The 12525-nt window shown below is 60.7% G+C and carries 9 protein-coding genes and 1 pseudogene; 2 read left to right on the top strand and 8 right to left on the bottom strand.

Going from position 1 to position 12525, the window contains the following annotated elements:
* Positions 1-316 precede the first annotated feature (316 nt).
* Positions 317-1744 (top strand): arginine-ornithine antiporter, encoded by a 1428-nt coding sequence (arcD, locus tag ACIOWE_RS16710; protein ID WP_401393442.1) that lies wholly within the window; start codon positions 317-319, stop codon positions 1742-1744.
* On the top strand, positions 1741-2604 hold the full coding sequence (locus ACIOWE_RS16705; RefSeq protein WP_401393439.1) for a DNA-3-methyladenine glycosylase family protein: 864 nt from the start codon (positions 1741-1743) through the stop codon (positions 2602-2604). Before arcD ends, ACIOWE_RS16705 begins: the two co-directional genes overlap by 4 nt.
* Before the next feature lie 135 nt (positions 2605-2739).
* Here ACIOWE_RS16705 and ACIOWE_RS16700 read toward each other — a convergent pair whose 3' ends face one another.
* From ACIOWE_RS16700 to ACIOWE_RS16665, 8 genes and pseudogenes are all read right to left on the bottom strand, one after another.
* Positions 2740-4086 (bottom strand): CoA transferase, encoded by a 1347-nt coding sequence (locus tag ACIOWE_RS16700; protein WP_401393436.1) that lies wholly within the window; start codon positions 4084-4086, stop codon positions 2740-2742.
* A 207-nt stretch (positions 4087-4293) separates the two neighbouring features.
* On the bottom strand, positions 4294-5049 hold the full coding sequence (locus ACIOWE_RS16695) for a methyl-accepting chemotaxis protein (RefSeq protein ID WP_401393482.1): 756 nt from the start codon (positions 5047-5049) through the stop codon (positions 4294-4296).
* 102 nt (positions 5050-5151) lie between these two features.
* Positions 5152-6159 (bottom strand): annotated as a pseudogene (locus tag ACIOWE_RS16690) (HAMP domain-containing protein); the annotation flags it as partial.
* 643 nt (positions 6160-6802) lie between these two features.
* A complete protein-coding gene (locus ACIOWE_RS16685; RefSeq protein WP_401393433.1) occupies positions 6803-7192 on the bottom strand; it encodes a YbaN family protein in 390 nt (129 codons plus the stop codon).
* Between the two features lie 166 nt (positions 7193-7358).
* On the bottom strand, positions 7359-7955 hold the full coding sequence (locus tag ACIOWE_RS16680) for a biliverdin-producing heme oxygenase (RefSeq protein WP_401393430.1): 597 nt from the start codon (positions 7953-7955) through the stop codon (positions 7359-7361).
* A gap of 111 nt (positions 7956-8066) precedes the next feature.
* Positions 8067-10652: a TonB-dependent receptor gene (locus ACIOWE_RS16675; RefSeq protein ID WP_401393428.1), complete on the bottom strand. Its 2586-nt coding sequence runs from the start codon at positions 10650-10652 to the stop codon at positions 8067-8069.
* A 122-nt stretch (positions 10653-10774) separates the two neighbouring features.
* Positions 10775-11740, bottom strand: a complete 966-nt coding sequence (locus ACIOWE_RS16670) for a FecR family protein (RefSeq protein WP_401393426.1) — start codon at positions 11738-11740, stop codon at positions 10775-10777.
* Positions 11741-11865: 125 nt separating this feature from the next.
* Positions 11866-12384 (bottom strand): RNA polymerase sigma factor, encoded by a 519-nt coding sequence (locus ACIOWE_RS16665; protein WP_401393423.1) that lies wholly within the window; start codon positions 12382-12384, stop codon positions 11866-11868.
* Positions 12385-12525: the final 141 nt, after the last annotated feature.

The raw sequence follows: 12525 nt of genomic DNA, 5'->3' as shown, positions 1-12525 counted from the left end.
GGGCATAAAGCTATTGTCTGCAAGGCCCGTTATAGAAGGGTTTGTTGCAGGTTTTTGGGAATGGCTATTATTACTTTCGAATTATCACGCTAGTTCTTTTTCAGGTTTTGGCAAATTTTCCGCATCTGTTTTCAGTACAGAATTGATTTATTAGGATCAGCGCACAAAACTTTCTTAACGTGCTAGGCGTTAGCGTCATCGGCTATATATAAATGAGCGTTTTTCGGTGTTACCTGATAAACGTCGTCAGGCTTTATCCGTTTAGTTAATAGTTGTTACAAATAACAACTCACCATGTATTTAAAGGGAGACTCGAATGTCGCAAACGACGCAAAAGCTGCGATTAGGCGCATTGATCGCTCTGGTGGTGGGGTCGATGATTGGCGGGGGGATTTTCTCGTTGCCGCAGAACATGGCGGCACGGGCCGATGCCGGGGCGATTCTGATCGGTTGGGGCATTACCGCCATCGGCATGTTGACGCTGGCGTTCGTTTTTCAGACTTTGGCCAACCGCAAGCCGGAGCTGGACTCAGGTGTCTACGCCTACGCCAAGGCCGGGTTCGGCGACTACATGGGATTTTCGTCGGCGTGGGGTTACTGGATCAGCGCGTGGCTGGGCAACGTCGGCTATTTCGTTCTGTTGTTCAGCACCCTTGGCTACTTTTTTCCGGTGTTCGGCCAAGGCAATACGCCGATCGCCATCGGTTGCGCTTCGGTGCTGCTGTGGGCCGTGCATTTTCTGGTGATGCGCGGGATCAAGGAGGCAGCGTTCATCAATCAAGTGACCACGGTGGCGAAGATCGTGCCGTTGATCATGTTCATCGTCATCGCCGCCGTGGCGTTCAAGGCTGACATCTTCACCCGCGACATCTGGGGTCACAGCAACCCGAGTTTCGGCGGGGTGATGGATCAGGTGCGCAATATGATGCTGGTCACCGTGTTTGTGTTCATCGGCATCGAAGGCGCCAGCGTGTACTCGGCGCGGGCGGAGAAACGCAGCGACGTTGGCCGCGCCACTGTGATCGGTTTTATCGGTGTGCTGGCGTTGCTGGTGCTGGTCAATGTGCTGTCGCTGGGGATCATGAGCCAGCCGGAACTGGCCACCCTGCAGAACCCGTCGCTGGCGGCGGTGCTGGAGCATATTGTCGGGCCGTGGGGCGCGTTGCTGATCAGCATCGGCCTGGCCATTTCCTTGCTCGGCGCATTGTTGTCGTGGGCGTTGCTCTGCGCGGAAATTCTCTTCGCCACGGCGAAGGACAAGACCATGCCGGCGTTCCTGAAAAAGGAAAACGCCAACCATGTGCCGGTCAATGCGCTGTGGCTGACCAACGTGATGATCCAGATCTTCCTGCTGATCACGCTGTTCTCGGCCGGTACATACACCAGCCTGATTTATCTGGCCTCGTCGATGATTCTGGTGCCGTATCTGTGGTCGGCGGCGTACGCAGTGCTGTTGAGCGGGCGCGGTGAAACCTACGAACACGCCTCGGCCGAACGCACCAAGGATCTGCTGATCGGCGGCATCGCCCTGTGTTATGCGGTGTGGTTGTTGTATGCCGGCGGGGTCAAGTATTTGCTGTTGTCGGCGCTGCTGTATGCGCCGGGAGTGATTCTGTTTGCCAAGGCCAAACATGAGCAGGGCGAGACGCTGTTCACCACGGTCGAGAAAGGCATTTTTACCTGCGTGATCATTGGCGCCGGGCTGGCGGCGTATGGTTTGTACAGCGGGGTGTTGTCATTGTGAGGTTGTCGCTTGAGTACCAGCCACCCTATGACTGGCAGGCAATGTTGGGGTTTCTCGCGGCGCGGGCGGTGGTCGGGATGGAGACCGTGGTCGACGATGTGTACTCGCGCAGCATCGGTTTGCACGGCGTTCACGGTACGGTTTCGGTCGGCCCCGGCACCGCTGATGCGCTGGAGGTGACGCTGGATTTTCCAGATCCAACGGCACTGCCGGAGATCGTTGCGCGGTTGCGGCGGATGTTTGATCTGGATGCTGATTTGCCGCTGATGCAACGGCATCTGGCGCAAGATCCATTGCTGGCACGATTGCTCGCCGAGCGCCCGGGGTTGCGGATTCCCGGCGCATGGGACGGTCTGGAACTGGCGTTTCGCGCGGTGCTCGGGCAGCAGATTACCGTGGTGGCGGCGATTCGGCTGGCGGGGAAACTGGTTGCGCAGTATGGCGCGCCGCTGCGTTCAACAACTCCCGGTTTGACCCACGTTTTTCCTCAGGCAGATGTTTTGGCGGCGGCGGATCTAGCGGCGTTGGGCATGCCGAAAAGTCGTGGGCGCACACTGTCGGGCGTGGCGCAGGCGTTGCTGGAGGATCCGTCGTTATTTGAGCCGAATCGCCAGGGCGGGGTGGTGCGATTGTTGGCGCTGCACGGCATTGGTGATTGGACGGCGCAGTACATTGCGCTGCGGCAGTTGCGCGATATGGATGGGTTTCCCCATGGCGATGTCGGGTTGTTGCGGGCGCTGGAAGTGCTGGAAGGGCAGCGGCCGACAGCGCGGGAACTGGCCGTTCGTGCAGAGGCCTGGCGGCCTTATCGAGGGTATGCGGCGCAGCTGTTGTGGACGTCATTGAGCCGGGCTGACTGATCCGAAGTGTGTGCCGGCAATACCGGCCTCATCGCTGGCAAGCCAGCTCCCACAGGTTTCCGGGCGCTCACAGATTACGAGGGCGACACGGACACTGTGGGAGCTGGCTTGCCAGCGATGGGGCCCGAGCAGTCACTACCACTGTGGTCGGTGTGAACCCAACTCTGTGGCCGGTAACGCCCATTGCACCGGCGTCCCGCTGATCGTCAGCGGCGCTTGCAACCGGTGCGCCGGGCCCCACGGGGTTTGCTCCAGAAGTGAATCCTGATCCCGCTCATCCTCGGCCCGCAACGCCTCATCAGTCCCCGGCCCATGCTCAATCAACAGCTTCGCCGTACGCGCCAGCGACAACCGCGCCGAACCGCCGCGTCCACTGCGCAAACGCTCGGTCAGCAACGTGATCGCACTCGCTGCCATCAAATACCCGGTCGCATGATCCAGCGCCTGCACCGGCAGCGGCGTCGGTTTGTCCGCCTGCCTCCAGCGCTGCCCGGCGTCGGCGATGCCGCTGCTCATCTGCACCAGGCTGTCGAAGCCGCGACGGTTCTGCCACGGGCCGCTCCAGCCGTAGGCGTTGAGACAGACATCGATCAGCCCCGGCGCCAGTTGCCGACGGCGCTCGGCACCGAAACCGAGCTGCTCCAGGGCATCGGCACGGTAGCCGTGGAGCAGAATGTCAGCGTCTTTGAGTAGATGTTCGAACACGCTGCGATCAGCCGGATCGTGCAGATCCAGTCGCGCACAACGTTTGCCGAGGGTGACTTCCGGGACCACACCCGGTTCGTTCCAGGTCGGCGGATCGATGCGCAACACATTGGCGCCGAGGCCGGCAAGAAAGCGGCTGGCGGTCGGGCCGGCGAGCACGCGGGTCAGATCGAGTACCTTGATTGCCGCCAGCGGTTGCGCCACCGAGCCTTGCCAGGTTTTGGAGTTTTCGTCCTGCTCATGCGTGAACTGCACCAGTGGCTCGGCATTCACCGCCAACCCCTGCGGATGTTGTTGCCACTGCCCCCAACTGCGCATCTCGGCGGCACAGCCCTTGGCCTCGACCACCGCTTGCTCGAGATCCTTGCTGGCCCATTGCGCAACTTTGGCTGCCATCGCCGCGCGGTCGGCACAGACGCCGAGTACGCTTTCGGCGGCAGCGCGGTGATGCGGGGCGTTGGTGTGCAGACGGATCCAGCCGTCCTGCGTCGCGTAGTCGCCGGCAACCGGATCCCACAGCGGCGGCACTTGCCAGCCGAGCGGGCGGATCGAGGTGGCGAACCAGAACGAAGCCAGACGTCGATCGACTTCAACTTCGGGCAGGTGACCGGTGTGCTGATGCAACAGTTCGCTGATGGCTTGCCCGGCAGCCGCGATGCTGGAGCAGGCCAGATCGGTGACGGCAAACGCCGAGGGCAGGGCGCCGCTGGCGGTGAACGGAATCGACGTGTGCGGCAAGCCGAGTGCGGCTTGAATGGACGTGAGCAGATCAGTCATCGAAAGCCCTCCGGAACGAGAGGGCGATGATAGTGCAAAAAATCGATGGGTTAGATGAAACCCCCGATTCCAGAGTTGCCACTTGACCCTGTGGGAGCTGGCTTGCCAGCGATAGCGGTGTGTCAGTCAACAATCTATCGACTGATCTGCCGCCATCGCTGGCAAGCCAGCTCCCACAGTGATTTGTGGTGATTTTTCGGTCGCTGGTTACACGCGGAACTGGTCCATGAGCTTCATCTGCTGACTGGCCAGGGCATTGAGCTGGCTGCTGATCGCTGCCGATTCGGTCGCCTGTTCAGTCAGGGTTTCAGTCACGGTACGAATCGCCGAAACGTTGCGATTGACCTCTTCGGCCACTGCGCTCTGCTGCTCGGCGGCGCTGGCGATTTGCAGGTTCATGTCGCTGATCACGGTCACCGCGTCGCTGATCTTGCCCAGTGCGTCCACGGCCTGACGGATCTGTCCGGCGTTGTTGTGGGCCTGAGTCTGGCTCGAATGCATGGTCGCGACCACGCCACGGGTACCGGTCTGAATGCGCTCGATGACCACGCGGATTTCCTCCACCGAATCCTGCGTGCGCTTGGCCAGGTTGCGCACTTCGTCGGCAACCACGGCGAAACCGCGACCGCTCTCACCGGCACGCGCCGCTTCGATGGCCGCGTTGAGCGCCAGCAGGTTGGTCTGTTCGGCGATGCTGCGGATCACCTCCAGCACCGAACCGATCTGCTCGCTGTTGACCGCCAGCGCTTCGACTTCGGTCACGGCTTTGCTGACTTCCTCGGCCAATTGATTGATGTCGCGGGTGCTGCGCTCAATGATCGACATACCGTCCTTGGCCGATTGGTCGGCACCTTTCGCTGCGTTGGCGGCGCTCGAGGCGCTGTTGGCGACGTCGTGGGCGGTGGCGCTCATTTCGTTGGACGCGGTGGCGACCTGGTCGATCTCGCGGAACTGCACTTGCATGCCTTCGCTGGTCTGACGGGCAATTTCCGAAGACTGATCGGCGGTGCCGCGTGCTTCGGTGATGCTCTGTTTGATCTGCGCGATGGTCGGTTGCAGCTTGTCGAGGAAGCGGTTGAACCAGTTCACCAGTTCGCCCAGTTCATCTTGCTTGCCGTAGTTCAAACGTTGGGTCAGATCGCCTTCACCGCTGGCGATGTTCTTCAGCATCTCGGCGACGCTGTTGATCGGTCGGGTGACGCCGGAAGCGGTCAGCCAGATCAGCAGCAAGCCAATCAGACCGGCAACCACAGCCACTGCCAATGCAGTGATCACGCCGGTTTCCTGAGCATCGTCGAGCACCGCTTGCAGCTTGACCGAGTCAGCCAGCAGCACCTGTTTCGGCAGATCGATGACCACGCCCCAGGCACGTGAATTGCCAATCGGATCGACCGGATACACCGCCCGGATCAGATCGCCCTGTTCGAGAATCTTCGGCGTGCCAGTGCTGAGCAGTTGCAGCACATCCTTGCCATCGGCCGCGAGGGTGTCGCTGATTTTCTTGCCGACTTTGGCGGCGTCGGAACTGTCGGCAGCCAGCACGCCGCTGCCGGAAACGATGAGCATGTGCCCGGCGTTGTTGAACAGGTTGCGCTGCGAGTCCACCGCCGCCGCTTGCAGGGCATCGAGGGCAATGTCGACACCGACCACGCCGATGGCTTTGCCGTCGACGATCAAGGGCACGGAAATGGTCGTCATGAGCATTTCCTTGGTGCCGACGGTGTCGGCATACGGATCGAGCAAGCAGGTGCGCTTGTTGTCGCGAGGGCAGGTGTACCAACTGTTGTAAGGCGTACCGCTGAGGCTGAGGGTGGTCTTGGTCATGTCTTCTTCGACCATGATCGTGTTCAGCGCCGAGCCGGCGGCACGGCTCCAGTACGTGGCGAAGCGCCCGGCTTCGTTGGACTGGCGTGCGGCGTCGTTGACGAACTCGCTGTCCTTGCCGTCAAGACCATTGGGTTCGAAGGCGAGCCAGATGCCGAGCACTTTGTCGTTGCGCTCGAAGGCGGTTTTCAGGCTCAGGTTCAACTCTTCGCGCAGGGCGCCGGCCTCCAGCGAACGCTTGGCCGCCATCACCCGCATGTCCTTGATCTGGTCAGCCAGCGCGGTGATCACCGTCAGGCTCTCGCCAAAAGTCTTCTGCACTCGCACCGCCTGTTCGGCGGCTTTGGCCTGCAGCAGGTTCTGCACACTGGTGGTGAGCATCTGGCTGCTGGAGTTGCTGACCAGTTCGTCGTTCTGGTTGGTCTGGTAAATGTTCATGCCGACGATCAGCGCAACCACGCCGAGCAGGCACAGACCGGAGAGCAGAACGATTTTCAGGCGAATGGAAAGAGAGTCGAACATGGGGCGATCTCGTGAATGAATAAACCGGTGGCCACGGGGTTTGGAGTTACCCGGTTCGCCAAATCCATTCAGCGCCATGCAATGCTCATCGGCGTGAGGCGAGGGCGCATGAGCGGGATGCCGACGAACGGTCAGCGCTAAACGTTTGCGCAGGAAATTGTGCTGAAAAGGCGATTAATTACAGGGAAGTTTCATTGGGATGAACACGGCCATTTCTGCAGAAGTAAGGCTTTTGTGGCGAGGGAGCTTGCTCCCGCTCGGCGGCGAAGCCGTCGCAAAACCAGTAAACGCGGTGAATCAGAACGAATGCAGGGGAGCGCTTCGCACTCCAGCGGGAGCAAGCTCCCTCGCCACAGAGGGCTCCATCGATTCAGAGGGAAATGCTTTCCGGTCGCGACCAGATCCACAGGTTGCCCATGCTCATCCCGGCAATCGCCAGATACACCGGCCAGCCGTGATCGAGCATCACCAGCATCAGCGTCGCGCACAGCAGCATACTCACCGTGGCGCTCACCTTGGCCTTGCGCGCGATGATCTTGCCGTTGCGCCAGTTACTGAGGATCGGCCCGAACAAGCGATGGTTTTCCAGCCAGGCACTCAGGCGCGGCGAACTGCGGGTCGCGGCCCAGGCGGCGAGAAGGATGAACTCGGTGGTCGGCAGGCCGGGCACGACAATGGCGATCAGGCCAATGCCGAGGCTGACGTATGCAAGCAGGCCGAACAGCAGGCGGGCGAGTTTTGAGGAGGCGGGTTGCGGCATGGGCTCGGAATTGCAGTGAGGCGAGATGGGGATCTTACAGACTTGTGGAGATCCCTGTGGGAGCTGGCTTGCCAGCGATAGCGTCCGGTCAGTCGACATAGATGTTGTTTGACGCGCCGCCATCGCTGGCAAGCCAGCTCCCACAGGGTTTTGTGTTGTGCCGGGATCAGGCAGGTTCGGCTTCGGTGGCGTACGCCTGTTCCAGCAACACCGTGAAGCGGTTGAACGCGTCAATCGCGCCTTGCTCCACTTCGGCTTCTTCCTCGGCACTGAACTCCAGCGCGTCGAGGGTTTTGACGAAGCGTTTCCAGCCTTCGGCGCGGCCACCTTCCGGCTCACCCAAATGACGGGCGCCAAAGGTTTCGCTCAGCTCCAGCGCCACGGCGCGTTTGATCAGGAACGCCGCACCCAGCTTCGAACCTTCGGAGACGAAGATCCAGCCCAATGCCCGGGCCTTGCTCGGGTTCTTCACCGCACCGGCCACCGGCGCCGGGACTTCGGCGTGCAGATCCGCCAGGTCAGCCTTGGCCGCTTCAGCGCGGCAGCGCGCCGGCAGGTCAGGGACGATCGCCGTCAGTTCGGCATCGTTGTACAGGTCGACCAGTTCCGACTGGAACAGGTATTGCGCCACGACGAAACGGGCGAAGTTGGCGCGGGTCTCGAACGGCGCGTGAGCTTTGACCAGGGCGTCGAGTTTGCTGTGCGGCTCGTGGGTGATCTGGTTCAGGCGTTGTGAACGCAGGGCTTTTTCCGAAGTGGTCATGAGGTGTCCTTGATAAAAGAGGCGCTTGATAACGAGACGAACAAGAAGACGCGTGAGCGTAAAAAAACCTCACTGCGCGGTGGCTGAACACGCGCAGTGAGGTCGACGGGATCAGATGTCCCAGATCAGATTGATCGCGAAGTTGCGGCCCGGTTGTGTCAGGCGATCTAGGTTGGCCGGTTGCGTGACCGAGGCTTCGCCGACGCTGTCGTAACCGCGCACGTCATCCCACAGCCAGTATTTCTTGTCGGTCAGGTTGTAAATGCCGCCGCTGACGGTGACGTCGTCGGTGACTTTATAGAACCCGGCCAGATCAAGAATGCCGAAGCCCGGCGTCTTGAACTGGCTGCTGACGCCGTCCGGCGACTTGAAGTTGCTGTCGTCGACACGATCCTTTTTCTTCACCACGGTCCAGCTCAGCAGGCCACCGTAGTTGTCCTGGTCGTAACCCAGGCCGAACACGCCGGTCAGCGGATTGACGCTGTTGAGTGGCTCGCCGTTGTCGTTGTTGCGACCGTAGGCGTAGGCAATCGAACCCTGGGTGTAGAGACCTTGTGGGGCGCCAAACGTATCCAGATTCAGACGGCCTTTGACTTCGGCACCCTTGATGGTGGCGTGCTTGATGTTGGCCGACTGGAAGGTCAGTTCGTTGCGGCCCGGGGTCACGGCGTCTTCGTTGATGAAATCGCGGTACTTGTTATAGAACACCGCTACGTCGAACGAACCTTGCTCGAAGTTGCCGCGCAGGCCGGTTTCATAGCTTTTGCTCTTTTCCGGATCCAGGTCCGGGTTCGGCGTCACGCTGTAGCCGGTGGTGCTGTTCTCGAAGCGGCCGTACAGCGCTTTCGCGGTCGGTGTGCGGAAGCCTTCGGCGTACTGACCGTACCAGGTGTAGTTCTCGGTCAGGGCGTAGGTCAGACCGAATTTCGGCGAGACTTTATGCCAGGTCTTGTTCTTGTCGCTGACCGTGCCCTGGCCATCCGCCGCCACGGTGTTGAGGAACTCCTGAGTGATGTGCGGCTTGAGCTGGGTGTAGTCGTAGCGCAGGCCCGGCAGGAAGGTCCAGTCGTTCCAAGTGATCTGATCCTGAGCGAAGACGCTATAGGTGTTGATGGTCGGGTCCGGGAAGTCGGTGGCCTTTTTCAACACGTCTGCCGCACTGGTCGCGCCAATCGCGGTGCAGCCACGACCGACCGCCAGGCACGTGCCGTCGCCGCTGCGCGAGCCGGTGACTTTCTGTTGCTTGATGGTGGTGCCGTAGGTGAGCACGTGATCGGTTTCACCGATGGCAAACGCCTTGTCCAGTTGCGCATCGAACACCCACTGTTTTTCCTCGTAAATCGTGTCGCGGGTGCGCAGCACTTTACGGGTCATCGGGTAGTAAAACTCTTCGGTGCTCTGGTCGGTCTTGGCGATCTGGTGGTTGAGGCTCCACTTCACGTTGTCGACCAGCAAACTGTCGAGGGCGAAGCGGTGCTCGATGCCGAAACGCTCACGGGTGATGGTGTCGTTACCGGTGCGCCATTGGTACATGCCACCGGGCAACATGCTGTCCGGAATGGTCGGCGCGCCATTGAAGAACGGGCCGCCGTAGGCGCTTTTCTGATCGGTGTCGCGATCATCCTTGTACTTTTCGTAGGTCAGGCCCAGGCGCGAATCTTCGTTGTAGTTCCAGCCGATCTTGGCCAGTACGTTGGTCGCCCTGACGTCTTCCGGGTTGGCGGCGGTGCGTTCAAGGCCAGTGCCGTTGTTGCTGCCGTAGGAGTCGGTTTCGTGACCGTCGCGCTGGCTGTAGTGCAGCAAGCCGTCGAACTGCTCGGCGCGGCCGGCCACGGTGGCGGACTTCAGCCAGCTGTCATCGGCCGAGCTGTAACCGGTTTTCAGGCGGGCGCCGAGGTCTTTGCCGGGTTTGATGATGTCGTCGGCATCGAGAGTGTAATAGCTGACAGCGCCACCGATGGCGTTGCTGCCGTACAGCACCGAGGCCGGGCCACGGAGGATTTCCACGCGTTTGACGATTTCCGGATCGACGTAATTGCGCTGGGTCTTGGCGTAGGGACCGTTGAAGAAACCGTCCGGTATTTCGACGCCGTCCACCTGCGTGAGGATGCGGTCGCCGTCGATGCCACGGATGTTGTAACCGCTGATGCCGCCGCGTGTGCCGGCGCCGCCGACGGAAACGCCCGGCTCATAGCGCACCAGATCCTTGATGGTGTTGACGTTGTTGCGGTCCAGTTCGTCGCGGGTGTGCACGGTTACGGTGCTCGGCACGCTGTTCACCGACTGTTCCTGGCGAGTGGCGCTGATGGTCACCTGATCCAGATTGAGGGCGCCGCCGGTGCTGCGTTTTTCCAGCACGACGTTGTTGTCGCTCAGCTTGCGGAAGCTCAGGTTGGTCCCCACCAACAGGCGCTCGAGGGCTTTTTCCGGTGACAGCGAACCGCGCACGCCCGGCGACGATACGCCCTGACCCAGCTCCGCCGGCAAACCGACCTGCCAGCCCGTTACGGAGGTGAAGGCATTGAGGGCCGACACCAGCGGTTGCTGGCCAATCGAGAACGAGTAATCGCCCATGTTGCGCGCCGGTTGCTCGGTGGCAGCCATCAGCGGTGCGGTACCGGCCATCAGGATGGCAGCGGTCAGCAGCGACAATACGCGGGATGGGGAAGAAGTCTGGCGGGTAAGGCGTGAGGACATCGATAGCGCTCCGTGTCGCACGAATCTTTATAGGTGCTGATCCGCGTCCGAGGATGCGAATCAATTGCATTGGCTATAACGAGACGAACGGCAATCGGCTATCGAGTAAAAATAATTCTCATTTAGTTCAAGATCACCAGCGCGGGGAATTCCTGCAGGCGCGCCGAGGTGATGTGGGCGAGGGAGCGCACCACGTCGAGCGGTTGATCGAGGCGGTAATTGCCGGTCACGGCGACATCGGCCAACTGCTCGTTGGTGTTGATAATCCAGCCCGGGTAGTAGCGGCGCAGTTCGGCCAGGACTTGATTCAACGGGCAGTTTTCGAACACCAGTCGGCCCTGCACCCAGGCAAGGTCAGTGTTCGCGTCGAGTTTGGCCGGGCGGTCGAAACCGTTCGGGCCGATGCGGATGCTTTCGCCAGCACTCAAGCGCACCCGCGCATCGTTATGGGTGGCGCGCAAATCGACATCGCCGCGCTGCACGTTGACCTGCGCCACGCCGTCCAGATAGCGCACGGCGAACGCGGTGTCGCGCACGCTGGCCCTGACCGGGCCGGCATCGATTTCCAGCGGCTGATTGCGATTGGCCGCAACCTCGAAAAACGCTTCGCCCTGATACAGCCGTGCGACGCGCTGTTGCTCGTTGATGGTGCTGGAGAAGGCCGAATTGGTATTGAGCAGGACTTTCGAGCCGTCCTCCAGTTGCAGGCGCTGCCGCTCGCCGACCACGGTCAGGTGATCGGCCTGAATGCGCATCGGCAGGTTGCTGAAACTGAACAGACCGAGAATCAGCACGGCGGCGGTGGCCAGCGGTTTCCAGTGTGGCCGCAGACGTTTGAGCACGGTGACTTTCGCAGGTGCCGTCGCCAGCTTCTGCGCACACTGGGCGATTTGCGGACCTTCCCAGATCGCCTGCGCCTTGGCGAAAGCCTGGGCGTTCAACGGATCAGCCGCCAGCCAGGCATGGAATTGCCGGGTCTGCTCCTCGTCCGGGCTGCCGAGCACGATGAGCCAGTCGAGTGCCTGGTCCATTGCGTTTGCAGCGTCCTGCGCCGATGCCGGCGAAGGCGAGCGGTGGGTGTCCGTCACGGTGTTTCCTCGGCAGTGTCTGTGCACGGCTGTTTTTTCAAGTGAAGCGTAAAAGTCGGGCAAGGGTAACAAAGCCCGATGATCAGTGCAGTCGATCCTGATACTTACAGAAAAGCCCTACAGCCTCAGTCGCCATTCAAGCGTTCGGCGACACCGATGCAGATCGACATGATCAGCTTGAGTTCTTTCTGCACCGTACTGAGCGACACATTCAGTTCGTCGGCGATTTCCTGATAGCTGTGCCCGTGCAGGCGGCTGAGGATGAATATCTGCTGCTGACGCGGGCTGAGTTCACTGAGGCTCACGTTCAAGCGCTCCAGCAATTGTTCGGCGTGGGCGGCGTCTTCGGCGCTGCTGGCAGGGGCGGCGATGCTGTGCACGACGTCCTGCGGCACGTCATCGACCATGGTCCGCGAATGAATCTTGCGCGCACGCAGATGATCCAGCGCCAGGTTGCGTGCAGTCTGGAAGACAAAGGGTTCGAGATGATCGATGGCCCGCTCGCTCAGCGCCCGCGTCACGCGCAGGTAGGTTTCCTGCAACAGGTCTTCAGCGGTGCTGTGGTTGTTGACCATCCGTTCCAGCGTACGTAGCAGTGAAGTGCGCTGGGTGAGGAAGACGTGGTTGAAGCGCGATTGACTCACGGGAGGACCTGATCCATTTTGAGCGAATGATAATGCTTATCATCTAGCTGAATGGTCAAGTACTGATTTCAAATTGGAATAATTGACCTTGTGGGAGCTGGCTTGCCAGCGATGGCGGTGGGTCAGCGGATATCCATATTG

It is taken from the genome of Pseudomonas sp. NPDC087598, from assembly GCF_044743525.1.
Taxonomy (GTDB): Bacteria; Pseudomonadota; Gammaproteobacteria; order Pseudomonadales; family Pseudomonadaceae; genus Aquipseudomonas.
Note: the sequence above shows the minus strand (reverse complement) of the source record. Positions and strands in the feature narration are given on the sequence as shown.